The sequence below is a fragment of the Rhodococcus sp. PAE-6 genome, from assembly GCF_025290685.1.
Lineage (GTDB): Bacteria > Actinomycetota > Actinomycetes > Mycobacteriales > Mycobacteriaceae > Rhodococcus > Rhodococcus pyridinivorans.
Genome location: NZ_JAOCLZ010000020.1, coordinates 1 through 14,908 on the forward strand (window position 1 = coordinate 1; position 14,908 = coordinate 14,908).

10 protein-coding genes are annotated in these 14,908 nt (G+C 62.3%); 5 read left to right on the forward strand and 5 right to left on the reverse strand.

The genetic code is table 11. The features are described from left to right. Positions 1 to 571 precede the first annotated feature (571 nt). Positions 572 to 1,969 carry an FAD-binding oxidoreductase gene (locus NVV99_RS23635; RefSeq protein WP_242411707.1) on the reverse strand — a complete coding sequence of 466 codons (1,398 nt, stop codon included), beginning with the start codon at positions 1,967 to 1,969 and terminating at the stop codon, positions 572 to 574. Beyond that, positions 1,966 to 4,239: a CoA transferase gene (locus NVV99_RS23640; RefSeq protein ID WP_024103590.1), complete on the reverse strand. Its 2,274-nt coding sequence runs from the start codon at positions 4,237 to 4,239 to the stop codon at positions 1,966 to 1,968. Before NVV99_RS23640 ends, NVV99_RS23635 begins: the two co-directional genes overlap by 4 nt. A gap of 347 nt (positions 4,240 to 4,586) precedes the next feature. Here NVV99_RS23640 and NVV99_RS23645 point away from each other — a divergent pair, with 347 nt between their 5' ends. Together NVV99_RS23645 and NVV99_RS23650 are read left to right on the forward strand one after the other, a co-directional pair. Continuing rightward, positions 4,587 to 6,065, forward strand: coding sequence for an aldehyde dehydrogenase (locus NVV99_RS23645; protein WP_024103589.1), 1,479 nt, complete (start codon positions 4,587 to 4,589; stop codon positions 6,063 to 6,065). A gap of 72 nt (positions 6,066 to 6,137) precedes the next feature. Next, the gene (locus tag NVV99_RS23650) at positions 6,138 to 7,241 is read left to right on the forward strand and encodes a CaiB/BaiF CoA-transferase family protein (protein WP_242411763.1); all 1,104 of its coding nucleotides are present in this window, start codon (positions 6,138 to 6,140) and stop codon (positions 7,239 to 7,241) included. A 60-nt stretch (positions 7,242 to 7,301) separates the two neighbouring features. Here the strand turns inward: NVV99_RS23650 and NVV99_RS23655 are convergent, their stop codons facing one another. Further along, positions 7,302 to 8,297, reverse strand: coding sequence for an alcohol dehydrogenase catalytic domain-containing protein (locus tag NVV99_RS23655; RefSeq protein ID WP_080678565.1), 996 nt, complete (start codon positions 8,295 to 8,297; stop codon positions 7,302 to 7,304). Positions 8,298 to 8,366: 69 nt separating this feature from the next. Beyond that, positions 8,367 to 10,010 (reverse strand): class I adenylate-forming enzyme family protein, encoded by a 1,644-nt coding sequence (locus tag NVV99_RS23660; protein ID WP_024103586.1) that lies wholly within the window; start codon positions 10,008 to 10,010, stop codon positions 8,367 to 8,369. Positions 10,011 to 10,314: 304 nt separating this feature from the next. Between NVV99_RS23660 and NVV99_RS23665 the strand changes: the two genes are divergently transcribed. The 3 genes from NVV99_RS23665 (at position 10,315) to NVV99_RS23675 (ending at position 13,908) form a co-directional block, all read left to right on the forward strand. Next, the gene (locus NVV99_RS23665) at positions 10,315 to 11,661 is read left to right on the forward strand and encodes an MFS transporter (protein WP_158455925.1); all 1,347 of its coding nucleotides are present in this window, start codon (positions 10,315 to 10,317) and stop codon (positions 11,659 to 11,661) included. 73 nt (positions 11,662 to 11,734) lie between these two features. Beyond that, positions 11,735 to 13,015 carry an aromatic acid/H+ symport family MFS transporter gene (locus NVV99_RS23670; protein WP_024103584.1) on the forward strand — a complete coding sequence of 427 codons (1,281 nt, stop codon included), beginning with the start codon at positions 11,735 to 11,737 and terminating at the stop codon, positions 13,013 to 13,015. After that, complete coding sequence (locus NVV99_RS23675) at positions 13,012 to 13,908, forward strand: SMP-30/gluconolactonase/LRE family protein (RefSeq protein ID WP_024103583.1); 897 nt, start codon at positions 13,012 to 13,014, stop codon at positions 13,906 to 13,908. Before NVV99_RS23670 ends, NVV99_RS23675 begins: the two co-directional genes overlap by 4 nt. Positions 13,909 to 13,923: 15 nt before the next feature. On the opposite strand, the gene NVV99_RS23680 is transcribed toward NVV99_RS23675, so the two are convergent. Then, positions 13,924 to 14,610 (reverse strand): GntR family transcriptional regulator, encoded by a 687-nt coding sequence (locus tag NVV99_RS23680; RefSeq protein ID WP_024103582.1) that lies wholly within the window; start codon positions 14,608 to 14,610, stop codon positions 13,924 to 13,926. Positions 14,611 to 14,908 lie beyond the last annotated feature (298 nt).

Consider the following 14,908-nt stretch of genomic DNA (forward strand, 5'->3'; position numbering starts at 1 on the left):
CAACCGCTACAGTGAACACCGCTCACGGGTGGGGATTTTCGTTGAGCACAGCTGGGGAGTTTCCCTGAGCCTCGTCAATGGTTGCATCAGCATCGCGGGACATCGTGCCTCGTAACCGATTACCATCCGACCCTCCACGGGAGGTCGATCGTCCGAGGCAACCGGCCTCGGACGGACGTAAGAGCCGTCCGTCCCCGATCAACCGCAACATTGTGGTGGCATCGCGTACCGATACCGAGCTACTGCGTCGTGCCGTAGCTCACCGCCGAATTCGTTTCCTGACACAGGATTTGGGAACACCGATGCTACGCCCGCGATCGCACTGCCAGATTCGCGATCGCAATGGACGCAGTGCACTTCCCCACGGTCGGCCGCCACCGACGAACGCGACCCTACCCGATCCGAATTCAGCGACAACGCGCACTCATCGAAATCCGGTCGAATCCTGTCAAGGTCGCGGCACATCGAGGCGGTCAGTGCGGGACCGGCGACCAGAAGCGCAACCCGCCCCGCACCTGACGGCGGCATCGACAGCTTCCCCGGTGACTTCGCCCGATCGATACACACGGCGCTACGGTGTGAAAATTTTCCCTGGATTGAGAATCCCCAGTGGGTCCAAGGCCCTCTTCACAGCACGATGCAGCTCCATCACGTGTCCAGAGAGTTCCTGCGTCAGGCCTGCTTTCTTCAGCACGCCGACTCCATGTTCCCCGGTGATCGTGCCCCCCAGTTCCAATGCCTCGGCGATGATGTCGGCGAAGGCAGCTTCAGCGCGCACGCGCCCTTCATCGTCGCCGTGCCGCACCAACAACATCGGATGCAGATTGCCGTCCCCCGCGTGCGCAACGTTCGCGATCACTGTCTCGTGCCGGTGCGCGATCGCCTCGATCCGGGCCAGCATGTCCGGAAGGGCCGTCTTGGGTACACACACGTCCTCGGTCATCACGTGCCCCAAACGTTCCATTGCAGGATAGGCGAGCCGGCGCGCTTCGAACAGCGACTCCGCCTCCTCTGGAGCGGTCGACACGGCCGCCCAAGACGCACCCGCCTGTTCGAAGCACGCTTGTATCGCCGCCGCCTCGTCGTCGCCTATCGACCCTGGAGTATCTGTCCGGCTCAATAGAACTGTGTCCGCCTCCGCAGAAACGCCCATCTTCTTCCACTCATCGACCGCCACCAAGCACTGACGGTCGATCAGTTCCAGAGCAGATGGCGTCAAGCCCGCAGCCGCTACAGCACGGACGGCACGGCCGGCAGCGACGAGCGAGTCGAAGTAGCCAGCGACCGTTCGGGAGGGAGCAGGGGTAGGCAGCAATCTCACCGTCACCTCGGTGATGATGCCGAGCGTCCCCTCGGACCCCACCAGCAATCCGACCAGATCGTACCCTGCGACCCCCTTACTGGTTCGACGGCCGAGTTCCACCAATTCCCCGGTACCCGTGACTACCCTGAGCGCAAGAACGTAGTCCTTGGTCACCCCGTATTTGACGCAACAGATTCCACCTGCGTTCGTAGCGACGTTGCCTCCGATGTTCGACCACGCTGCACTCGACGGGTCGGGTGGGTACCACAAACCGTGCTCGCGGCACGCCTCGCGCAGGTCGTTGTTGATGACGCCAGGGCCAACGACCGCCAATCGTTCGGCAACATTGATCTCTTTGATTTCGTCGAGTCGGTCCAGCACCAGCACGATGCACCCCGCCGTCGCGTTGGCTCCGCCGGACAAACCCGTGCCACCACCACGAGGCACGATAGGTACCCCGCGCTCCACACAGACTTTCACCGTCTGCTGAACTTCGGCTTCGGTGCGTGGTCGCACCACCGCCAGCGGAGTGACGAAAGGAGCCCACTGTGCCTCGTCGCGCGCATAGGAGCGCATAACATCGTCATCGACGATGATGCGGTCGGACGGTAGCACAGCGGCCAGCGCGTCCCGGACTGCCAGGTCAAACGCACTTGTCACGCTCACCGGACCACCCCCGTCGGCACGTTTCGGACGTCACCGTCGGCGATCGACACTGGTGGCGGAGGAACCGAACAGGTGTAGTTCGAGAATTCCCACGGCGGAGCTCCCACGAACAGGTACCCGTGCTCCGCATCGCCCGTCGAGGTGATCAAGCTGGTGTCGCCGACCTGCGCCCGACCGAGGTTCTCTGCGTCGCGGGTGAACTGCGCTGCAGGCACACCCGCCTTGTGGAAGGCCAGCACCCACGCGCGCGTCGGTAGTTGGCAGGTTGCTGCTTCGATCCACTGCCGCAACACTTCGCGGTTGGAACAGCGGGCTGCGTTGGTACCGACGTCGACGGTCAGCGGCGCGGTTTGGTACCGCGCGACGACGGATTCGAACGTCTGCCACTCGTGGTCGTTGCGCGCCTCGACTGCAACCCAACCATCCTTGGTCCGAAAGGCACCTGCCGGCGCATACTCTGCTCGTTCACTGAGGTCATCCGGTTCGCCGACACCGAGATGCGCCGACGCCAGCACTACTTGCTCGGCAAAGATTGCGGTACCGAGCATGGTGTTGGTGATTCGAGACCCCTGTCCGGTCCGTTGGGTGTGCAACAGTCCTGCAAGCATGCCCAGCGTGTTCATCGTCGAGGTGAGCAGATCCAGAAAACCGTTGTATCGCAGAACCTCGGGAGTTCCATCACGCCCGTTTGCCGCAGCAAACCCGCTGAGAGCCTGGATGTGGCCGTCGGTTGCGCGGCGGCCGGCGAGCGGGCCCTCGACGCCGTAACCGGTTGAGCTGAACGTGACGATCCGCGGATTCAGTTGCAGAATCTCGTCCGGATCGAGTCCCAGCCGCTCCATCACACCGGGGCGGAAGTTTTCGGTGATGACGTCGGACTCCGAGATCGCTCGCTTCAGGGCTTCGATTCCGTCTTCGGTCTTGAGGTCGAGAACTTGAACACGTTTACCGAGATTCAGTGCGGTGTAGGTGGTTCGGCGGCCGTTCTGATCGGGTTCGACCTGTTGAATCATGTCGCCGGCCGGTGACTCGACCTTGACCACGTCGGCTCCCAGGTACGCCAGGAGTGTAGCGCCCCACGGCCCGACCCCGGCGATGCCGAGGTCGAGGACCTTCACTCCCGCGAGCGGGCCTGCAGCACGGTCGTGGTTGATCGGCGTACTTGCCGGCGTGTCCGCCTCGCGTGGATGCACCGGGTTGCCGAGGGGAAGAGGTGTCGCAGTGTCGCTGCGAATAGGCAATCGGACAAGGGGTGCCACTGAGCCGATGGGAGTTCGGAAGGACTGCAGGCATTGCACTTGGGGGTCATCGGGCACCCGTCCCAACTGTGTGTACGGCACCGAGATCCCTCGCGCTCGCTGGACTGCAACACCGACGTCATGGGCGCTTCTGTTCTCGATCGCCCGATTGATCGCGCTCCGGAATCGAATGGCGGCGTCACCGAATCCTGCGATGTCGGAGGGGGTGAGACCGGGCATGTCGATGTCGAGGGCGAGGTCAGCGGCGAGGCGCTTGTAGTCCGCCATGGTGACCGCACCCAGATCGAACGAGATCGGTCCGTCTGCTGCCTGATACGGCTCCTGTACCGGTCCTGTTTCGGCGTTGCAGTGGAAGCCGACCCAGGTATCCGGATCATGTTGAGCAGCCCAGGTCAGAGATTTGATGGCCGCGACCGAGCGTGCTGCGGAGACGTCGATGTGGGAACACACCCCAGTTCGTTCGCGAGCGAACAACGCCGCCAGCACTGCCTGTGCGGTGAACGTCGCAGCCGCAACAGCGGCAACATCTGCGCGTACTGTGCGTGGCGATTCGTGGAGCGAGCCCAGGTATCCACAGAGACCGGTGGTCGCTTGGATTCCGGTTTCTCCCAGACGGGTGTCGTTGCCAGGGACATTGTCATGGATGTCGCACCGGACGATGTCGTCCAGGTTGTGCAACCACTCCAGCTTGGCGCGATCGCGATGAGAGTCCGGGTGGTCGATGACTGCATCAGCTCGCTCCACCGCAGTTCGTACCGCAGTTCGATACTCTGCGTCCGTGCTCGGCACGACGACCGTCTTGCCCGCTGAGCACTGACGATACGCGAGAGATTGGTCGCCTACCCGCGGCTCGAATCGGCGTAGCCAGTCACCCTGGGGCGGCTCGATTTTCACCACCGCCGCTCCGAGTTCGGCCAGCATGCTGCCGCACAACGAGCTGATCAACCCCTCCCCGAGCTCAACGATCTCGAGCCCTTCCAACAGACGATTGTCACCGTGTAGTTCCTTCACCCTGGGTCGTCCTTCCATCGGCGGCGTCCACGGCAGGACGGCGTGTGCGTGGGCGGCATGCCCTGACTGTCGCGACGAGCCCGACACCCCTCCCACTAGGTGTGTCGTCAGTCACTGACCACTGATACAATCATATAGAATTTGAGTTGCGCAACAAGAACCTCGGCTGATGGTCGACCCACGATCGCCGACCCGGATCGAGGGCATGTTCATATATTTTCGCATTTCAAGTAGCCGTTTCGGTGAATCTTGATCGTGCGGGCGCAGGATCTCAACGAAGGAAGACCCTGTCGCTGGACCAATTTTATATACAATCGACCAGTCGAGACACACAACCAGGAGGCATCATGTCCCTCGCATCCGATCGTGCGGCCGAGACGGACCGCGCAGCATTCTTCATCGACGGCCGGTGGGCGACACCTTCGTCCACCCGCACGCATATCGCAATCGAAGCCGCCACGGGAGAGGTGCTGGGTTCCGCCCGGCTCGGCGCCGAGTCCGATATCGATGCCGCAGTCGCGGCCGCCAGGACCGCTCTCGACCAGGGCCCCTGGGGAAAGACCACCGCCGTCGAACGAGCAGCCGCGATGACGCGATTCGCCGATGCGCTCGAGGCGCGCGCGACCGAGATCAGCACCCTCGTCAGCCGCGAAAACGGCATGCCCATCGGACTGTCCAATGCCTTCAATGGCGTGGCACCGGCGGCGCTACTCCGGATGTACGCCGGTTGGATCATCGATTTCCCGCTCGAAGAGACCCGGGCCAGTGCCTTGGGATCGACGATCGTTCGTCGTGAACCCGTTGGTGTGGTTGCCGCGATCACTCCCTGGAACTACCCACAGATTCTCGCAATGACGAAGATTGCGCCTGCCCTCGCTGCAGGGTGCACCGTGGTTCTCAAGCCTGCCCCCGAGACGGCATTGGATTCCTACATTCTGGCCGATGCGGCCCTCGAAGCGGGTCTTCCTGCAGGTGTGCTGAACATCGTGCTCGCGGACCGCGAAGTCGGCAGTTACCTGGTGTCGCACCCGGGCGTCGACAAGGTCGCCTTCACCGGTTCCACCGCGGCCGGGCGATCGATCGGCGCGGAGTGTGGCCGGCTGATTCGCAGAGTGACCCTTGAACTGGGTGGCAAATCTGCGTCAATCGTCCTCGACGACGCCGACCTGGACACGTTTGTGCAGGGACTCGACAGCGCCTCATTGATGAACAACAGCCAGACGTGCACAACCCAGTCCCGAATCCTTGCCCCCCGATCCCGCTACGACGAGGTGGTCGACGCCGTCGCGAGCTACGCCTCGGCAATGACGGTCGGAAACCCCCTCGATCCCACGGTGACGTGCGGACCGATGGCCAGCGAATCGCAGCTGGCCCGCGTCAAGCACTTCATCGATGTCGGAGTGGCCAGCGGTGCCCGGCTCGTCACGGGCGGTGGATCTCCCCGCGGAGCCGACCGCGGGTGGTTCGTGGAACCCACCGTATTCGCCGATGTCAAGAATTCCGATGAACTGGCACGCGAGGAGGTTTTCGGTCCGGTCCTCGCGGTAATTCCGTACGACGGCGACGACGATGCCGTGAAGATCGCAAACGATAGCAATTACGGTCTGGCCGGCTCGGTGTGGACGGCGGACGAAAGCCGCGGACTGGGTATCGCCCGACGTGTGCGCACCGGGACAATCGGAATCAACTACTACAACCTCGATCTGGGCGCCCCGTTCGGCGGGATGAAGGACAGCGGAATCGGGCGGGAGCTCGGACCGGAAGCTCTGTCCAACTACCTCGAGTACAAATCGATCTTCGCCAGTTCGGCAATGATCGACGAATGACCGAGCGTCCAGCCAAAAGGATCGACCACGAAGAACCAGCGAGAAAGCGAGTGGAACAATCTGATGGGCACCATGAACGGGGTGAAGATCGTCGAGATGGCCGGGCTGGGTCCGGTCCCGTTCGCGGCGATGATGATGGCGGACATGGGCGCGGACATCGTCAGGATCGACCCTCCTTCGCAGGCTCCGACCGCAGATGCGACCGACATCGCCTGGATGGGAGACAAGAACACTCCGATCTGGCGAGGTCGCTCAGCCGTCGAGCTGGACCTCAAGGACGATCAGGACCGCGAACGGGCGCTGTCACTGATCTCGGAAGCCGATGTGGTTCTCGAGGGATTTCGACCTGGTGTGATGGAGCGACTCGGCCTCGGCCCCGAGGAGTGCCGGCTCAAGAACGCACGCCTCGTCTACGCCCGAATGACCGGGTGGGGGCAGACCGGGCCGATGAAGGACGCAGCCGGGCATGACGTCAACTATCTGGCACTCAGCGGAGCACTCCGGTACATCGCGCGTGAGGGTGAGCGTCCGTTACCACCATTGAACCTGCTGGCAGACTTCGGCGGTGGTGGAATGCTGCTGGTCGTCGGGGTGCTCTCGGCGCTTCTCGAGCGGACCTCCTCCGGGATGGGTCAAACGGTGGATGCAGCGATGCTGGATGGGACGGCCTTGCTGATGACTTCGATCATGGGATGGATGGACCGTGGTTCGTGGATCGAACCGCCCGGCACCAACGTCATCGATACCGGAGCCCCGTTCTACGAGGTGTACACGACGAAGGATGGGCGATACCTGGCGTTCGGCTCGGTAGAGCCGAAATTCTACCGGGAATTGGTGCGTGTACTCGGAATCGACCCCGAGACGTTGGCGCCGCAGTTCGACCGTTCACAGTGGCCCGCGATGAAGCAGATCTTTGCCGAAGCCGTGGCCCGACGGACGTTCGACGAGTGGGTCACTGCATTCGACGGGCACCAGGCGTGTGCGACGGGAGTGTTCGACATGAAAGAAGCTGCAGCACATCCGCATAACGTCGCTCGGGAGACCTATGTCGAAATCGGTGGGGTCCTGCAGCCGGCGCCGGCACCCCGTTTCGATCGGACGCCCAGCTCGATCCGAGAGTCGCGCCCCGACGAATCGGTGGACACTGTGCTGAAGCGATGGTCCATGTACGCATGACACAGCGATGCGGGTTGCCCGTGGGGGCAACCCGCATCGTCCCACAAACGCGGAGTACGACTACGAGGGCACGAGCACAGCCCGACCGATGATCTCCGATCGATCGATCGCGCCGTGCGCGGCGGCAGCTTCGTCGAGCGCAAACGATCGCGTCACAGGCACCACGGCGCCACTGGCCACCAAATCGAGCGAACGGCGGAAGCTCGAGGTTGTCGTCGACGCCGAGCCCGTGATGACGGCTTCGTTGAAGAACACGAAAGCCGGGTACAACGCGATCTTCTCGCGTTTCAGTTGGCCGGTGAGGACATAGCGGCCGCGCCGGCGCAGGGCTTTGAAGCACTCCTCGAACATCCCGGCGAGTCCCACATTGTCCAGGACGACGTCCGCACCGACGCCGTTCGTGAGGTCGAGGACTTGTTCGGTGATGCCTGCGGCCGCAACCACCACGTTGTCAGCTCCGTGCGTGAGTAGCAGGTCGGATTTGGCGGACGACGACGTTACGGCGACGACCCGCGCTCCCAGGTGCCGTGCGATCTGCATGGCATGCAGGCCGAGCCCGCCACCCGCGCCGGTCACGACGACGGTCTCGCCCTGGCGGACTCGCGCGACATCGTCGAGCGCCTGCAGGCAGCTGCCCACCACACAGGCGGTCACAGCGGCCTGCTGCATGTCCACCCCGTCCGGAATCGCGATCAGCGTGTCTTGTTCGAGAGCGGCGTACTCGGCGTATCCCCCGTAAACGAATGTCGCTTGGTCGCAACCCAGTTCGTCCCCGGATGTGCAGCAAACACACTCCAGGCACGTGTGATGCTGTTTACTCGCCACGCGGTCTCCGAGCCTGAACCCTCGGACCGCCGAACCTTTCGCGACCACCTCGCCCGCGATCTCGTGACCCAGCACAACGCCTCCGCGTACCCGCGTCAGCCCGGCGCGGTCCGCTACGTCGTGCCCGCAGACACCGCACGCGCGGACGCGGACGACAACCTGGGTGGGGGTGGGGGTCGGGTCGGTAAGCGTTTGATACCGAAGTACCTCCGGCGCACCGTTATCGGTCATCACTACTGCGTGCACTGTAGCTCTCCTGGGTCTTGCACCGACAATACGGGATCTCACTGGGTACGGGACCTACCGAACCTGATCGGCCGCCGATCGACGATCGACATGGAGTTCTCCGATCAGCCGCTTGCTGACCTTGCCGGTCGCCGTCAGTGGTACCTCGCCCGGGGAGAGCATGACGAACAGATCCGGCACCTTGTAGGACGACACCCTTTCACGCAACCATGTCCGCAGTTCCGCCCGAGCCTCCTCCAATTCGACGCTCACCGAATCTTCGAGAACAATTGCGCAGCACAGTGTCTCCTCGCTAGAGGATCCCAGGTTCCATCCGAACGCATACGCCTCGGCGACCCACGGATGGTTCTCGACGTAGCTTTCCACTTCGGCAGGTGAGATGGTGATTCCGTTGATCTTGAGAACTTCCTTCAATCGGCCGGCGAAGTGGAGGCGACCGTCCGTATCGATCCATCCCAGATCTCCGGTTCTGAACCAGCCATCCGCGGAGAACGAAGCCGCATTTGCCACCTCGTCGTCCAGATAGCCCGGCGTCACGCATCCGGCCAGCTGGATCTCGCCGAGCTGTGCGGGATCACCCGGTGCTATTTCCGTACCCGATGCAGGGTCGATGCATCGGATCCTGTGGGTGGAGTTGACGGTGCCCTGGGTATTCAGGACAACGTCGAGGGAATCACCCGGCTCGGTCACATTGCAGTTACCGTATGACTCTGTCAAGCCGTAGACGCTGGAGGCGCCGGTGACACCGAGCGTCTCGACGGCGAGACGTTTGTCCTCGGCACTGAAGCCGATTGGTCCGGTTCGCAGTGACGAGATGTCGAACTTTCGGTGGGCATCGGCTGCAACGAGGGCCCTGGTCATCGGTCCGAGTCCGTAGTACACCGTGCAACGGTTGGTCTCGATGAACTGTGCGGATGTGAGGGCATCGAAGCGCTCTTCGAGACACAGCGTCACGCCATGGGTCAAGGCGACCGGTAGTGCGTTGACACAACCGAACCCGAAGAACATCGGGGCTGCGAACCAGATCTTGTCCGAGGAGTTCAACGTCCATCGGCGTCCCATTTCGTAGGGGTTGCGGACCAGGCCTTCGTGATTGACGACCACGACTTTGGGCTCAGCACTGCTCCCGCTGGTGAAGACGTGCATCGATACGTCGTCCGGCGCAACCTGTGCAGCGTGGTGCGCTGTCAGGGCCTTCCGACGTGGCAGGCGGTCCGGAAGCTCCCCCTCCGACCAGAAGTAGGTACCCAGCCACTCCGAATCATCCTCGGCGGCAAGGAGATCTGCATCGCGCAGCATGGCGTGATAGTCGGTGCCATAGAAGTTCGGCGTGGCCACGATGGCCTTCAGCTTCGCTTTGCGGCGCGCAGTTGCCAACTCGGCCGTTCTGTACCACGTATTGAGCGGCGCAGCGACAAGGCCCGCGTAGTTCAGCGCCAGCATCGCCGTCGTCATCCTCCACCCGTTGGGCATCAGGATTCCCACAGCCGAACCCCGCGGTAGTTCGAGCGCTGCGAACGACGCAGCCAGCGAGCGGACACTGTCGGCAAACTCGGCCGCCGACATCGTTCGATCCGTCGTCACCAGCAACGTCCGCTGGGGATACGCCTCGGCGTAAGCGTCCAGCACCGACGGCAGCGTCAGCGAACTCGAAAGTTCGAACGGTGTCGGTGCGTCGTGGACATTTTCCGTGTTCATTCGGTGCCATCCTTCGAATCTCTTCGACAGTGGGAAGGGTGCGGTTCGCGGCGTGCGTTCCCGGAACCCGGGCCAGAAGGAGGCCAGCTCCCAGGAGCATTCTATACAATCTTACGAGATCTTATACGATCCTCGTCACAACCATGACGTCAATACGCCTTTGATCAGGCATTGACAGCGGAGGTGACTAACGACACAATATAGAATGTCGGCTCGCCGCCGGTACTGCTTCGGTACTCGCTCCGTTCGGATTTTCGCGAGGGCGCCACTCTTTCTGACCCATCCTGCACAAGGGGACCCACTCATGGCATCACAGCCACAGCTCCAGCCCATAGAAGAAACGAACCAGCGCCGGTTGGTCGTTGCGGGGCTGTCGACAAGCACGATCGAGTTCTACGACTTCATGCTGTATGGCACGATGGCGGCCCTTGTGTTCAATCAGGTCTTCTTCCCTGCCTACAGTCCGGCCACAGGAACGCTCGCAGCCTTCGCTACCTTCGCCGTGGGATTCGTGGCCCGGCCGATCGGCAGCATCGTCCTCGGCCGATTGGGCGATCGCATCGGCCGCAAACAGACCGTGATGCTCACGCTCGTACTCATGGGCGGCGCGACCGTCGGAATCGGGCTGATTCCGAGCTACCAGAGCATCGGCTTGGCCGCCCCGGTCATTCTGGTAACCCTACGATTCGTCCAGGGGTTCGCCATCGGTGGTGAAGTGGCCGGCGTCGCCCTGCTGCTCATCGAACACTCGAAAAAGTCCAGCCGCAATCTCCTCGGCAGCATCGTCCACATGGGCGCCCTCGGCCTCATCCTGTCCTCCGCCGCAACCTCGTTCTTCTCACATGTGGCCGGAGACAGATTCCTCGACTGGGGGTGGCGCATCCCGTTCCTGCTGAGTGCCGTCCTGTTCGGGCTCACCTACTGGCTGCGTAGATCGATCAGCGACAGCCCTCAGTTCGTGGCAACGCGCACCGATGCCGCACGACAGCCCCGCCTCAGCCTGGCACGAACCTTCGCTCTCTACTGGAGGCCGATCCTGCTCGCCACCGGAATCACGGGAGCCGGCGGCGTGGTCTACTATACAATCTTCACATACAGCGTCGGGTATGCCACGGGTTCGTTGGGCTACGACCGCAACTCTATTCTGAATGCCTTGATCCTCTCCGCGGTTCTCTACACCCTCGCCGTCCCAGTAGCTGGATGGCTTGCAGACCGGACCAGTGCACACATCGTAATCTCGTGCGGGCTCATCTTCTCGATCATCTTCGCCTTCCCGTTCTTCATCCTGTTCGACTCCGGCCCCGTGGGCGTATTCGCCGCGATGTCGACCTACCTCTGTCTCACCATGGCTCCCGTCAACGCCCCTCAGTTCGCACTGTATGCCGCCCAATTTCCTGCCTTGTCCCGCTATACCGGAACTGCTCTGTCACAGGCTATTCCTGCAGCCACTATCGCTGGAACGGCTCCCTTCGTCGCGCAGTACCTGTTCGGTGCCACAGGGTCGAACACCTCGGTGGCGTGGTACATCGCACTACTGTCGGTCATCGCGCTGGGATGCACATGGGTTCTCGGCCGCCGACCTTCACTCCTCGATGACAACGTCGAGACACCGGCGCACGCTGGCGAGACGCCCCACTCCTCGCACGCCTAGACAGTCGCCCGTTCACAGTGCTCATCCCCAACCGGCCCATTACGCCGTGCTACCAAGAAACGGACAAGAATCGATGACCGAACAACGACGACGCAGGGCCATCCTGGCCGTGTGCTTCCTCGGGCTCGCATTCGAGGGCTACGACCTCGTTGTATACGGAACAGTGCTACCCCAGCTGATCTCGTCCGACGACTGGAATATGGGTCCGACACAGGCCGGCCTGATCGGTACGGTGACCGTGATCGGCATGCTGATCGGGTCCATCGTCTCCGGCACGCTGGCCGACATCATCGGCCGTCGCGCACTGACGATCGCGTCCTGCGCGTGGTTTTCTACATGGATGCTGGTGTCGTCGGCCGCACCGAGCACCCAAATCCTGGGCGCCACACGCTTCCTGGTCGGGCTGGGCGTCGGCGCGTTCGTTCCCTTGGTCGCGGCCCTGGCAGTGCAGTGCGCCCCCGAAGGTAAAGGCAACCGCTACAGCGCCATTGCGTGGTCGGGCTATCCGATCGGAGGCGTCATCGCCGCCGTCATCGGGTACTTCGCCTTGGAGTCGCTCGGTGCACGGTTTCTGTTCGCACTCGGAGGACTTCCGCTACTGACGATCGTGCCGATGATGATCGCGCAGATCCCGAAGGCAAACGCATACCAGCATTCAGAGAACCATCCGGATCGGCGTGCGATACGGGGTGCCAGCTCACCTGTGGCCGGCCTGTTCAGCCGGGGAGTGCGAGTCCGAACCGTGCTGTTCGGAGCCATCAGCGCCTCAGGCCTGATCCTCACCTATGGATTGAACACCTGGCTACCCCAGCTCATGCGGTCCAACGGCTACGAACTCGGTTCCGCCATCACCTTTCTCATAGTCCTCAACCTCGGGGCCGCAGTCGTACCGCCCATCCTCGCCAGACGAGCCGACATTTCAGGTCCGGGCATCGTGATCCTGTGCGTCTTCCTGTCGGCCTCCGTCAGCATCCTGGCGCTTTCCGTCCCACTGCCCATCCTCGCCGTCTACTGTCTGGTCTTCGTGGCGGGCGCCGGAACACTCGGTGCCCAACTACTGCTGCCCGGCTTCGTGGCCACCGACTATCCTCAGGACACCCGAGTGGCCGCGCTGTCCTGGATCTCGTGTGCGGGGAGGATCGGCGCCCTCGGCGGGCCGACGTTGATCGGCGTTCTGATCGCCGGCGGCAGCAGCGTAGCAACCAACTTCTTCGTCTTCGCCGCCTTCGGACTACTGGGCGCAGTCCTGACAGCCCTCCTCATCCGACGCCGTCCAGCGATCACTCCGTCGTCGGCCAACGGTGCCGAATCGTCATCGCACACCTCAGAGAACACAAGGAGCATTCACAAGTGAACGTCGCAGCAACACCATCAACCGTTCTGGACGGATTCGCCTTCACCGAATGCCCCCGGTGGCACGACGGCCGTCTCTGGTTCGTGGACATGCATCTGAACCAGGTCGTGTCGACCGACCTCGGAACCACCGACACCTCAGTTCTCAACGTACCCGGTTCACCGGGTGGCATCGGCTGGCTTCCCGACGGTCGATTGCTGGTGGTGATGATGGACGAGCGCCGAATCCTCCGCCGGGAAGACGACAAGTGGGTGGTGCATGCAGACCTGTCCACGGCGGTGCCTACGACCCTCAACGACTTGGCGGTCGACTCCGCCGGACGGTGCTTCGTCGGAGAAACCGGCTTCGACCCACACGAGTATCTCTCCGATCCCAGCGATATCGACCGAGTTTCGAGCGGGGAATTCGAATGTCCCTCTCTCAGCCGACTCTTCGTTGTAGAAACCGACGGCCGATACAGAGAATCCGCCTCCGGGCTTGCGTTCGCCAACGGCATCGTCATCAACGATGACACCCGACAACTTTTCGTCGCCGAGTCGTTCGGTGCGAGACTCAGCCGGTACGACATGGACGAGAGCGGTGCGTTGTCCAATCGCCTGAGGCTCCCACTCGGCTTCGCACCCGACGGGATCGGCATGGATGCATGGGGCCACATATGGGTATCCGATGTCTTCGGTAGGGCGGCCCAACGCGTGAGTAGCACCGGTGAACTGCTCGATCGCGTCTCTTCCCGACAACTGTGCCTCGCGTGCACGGTGGGCGGAGCGAGCGGCAACGAACTGATGCTGTGCAGCTCTCCATCGCTCGACCGGACCGAGTGCCTCGCGAAATTGGAGTCGCACATCGAAATGACCACGATCGCGCCTTCCGCGAGGCCCGAGAACGGCGAGTGATCATCTCACGTGCGGTCAACTACCGAGAATGCCTTTGTCGTCCAGGAATTTCTGGAGAACCACGCCCGAGTGCTCGATGTGTCGACGCATCGCGTCCGCCGCACGTTCAGGATCACGGGTCTTCATCGCCTCGAGGATCTCCGCCCGCTCATCCTGCGAGGGATACACTCCCGTCTTCTCGTAAAACCTGTTCGGTACGTACGACAGCGCCACGGCGAGCAACGTCCTCAGCTTCGGCGCGTCGGAGTTTCGATTGATAAGACGATGAAAGTCGCTGTTGAGACTCTGAACCAAGGCAGCGTCGTCTTCGTCGACGGCGACGATCAGGTCCTCGTGGATCCGCGCCAATTCGTTGACTTGCTCCCAGCTCAACCGAGTCGCGGCACGGCGCGCGAGTTCGGCCGACAGATGAGCTTGGACGCCGAAAACGTCCTCGATGTCGGACCGGCGCAGCTCGAGGACTCTGAATCCGCGCCGCGGTTCGAGCCTGAGGAACCCCTGACCGCGCAGGGCTTGAAGCCCCTCACGGACGGGGGTTTGACTGACTCCCATCTGCGCTGCGAGCGTCTCTGTCCGAATATACTGTCCGGCTTTGAATTTTCCGGTCATGATCTCTTCGCGAACATACGCTTCGACCTCGGCGGACAGTTGCTTTCTGCCTCCTGATGACAAAGTGTCGGACCGCGGACTGACGGACTCCACCGACTTCCTCCTACAACCACTGCTGCACATCTCGGGCGGTTCGTGTCCAACGACTGAACACTGGTCGTATTATATACAAGACAGGCCAAGTTCCATGGGATTGGGCACCGAATGGGCCATAGAAACCCAGAACCAACACGGTTGAACCGAATTATTCTATAGAATATAGTTGTTGCAGGCGGTGCCGCCGATTCCTTCTCCCGTTGCACAAGACCACGGGCCCCTCAGAAAAGGACGTGACAGACAATGCCTCCCATCGACGCTCTGAGGGGGTCGACCGCCGTCGTCGGTGTCGGTA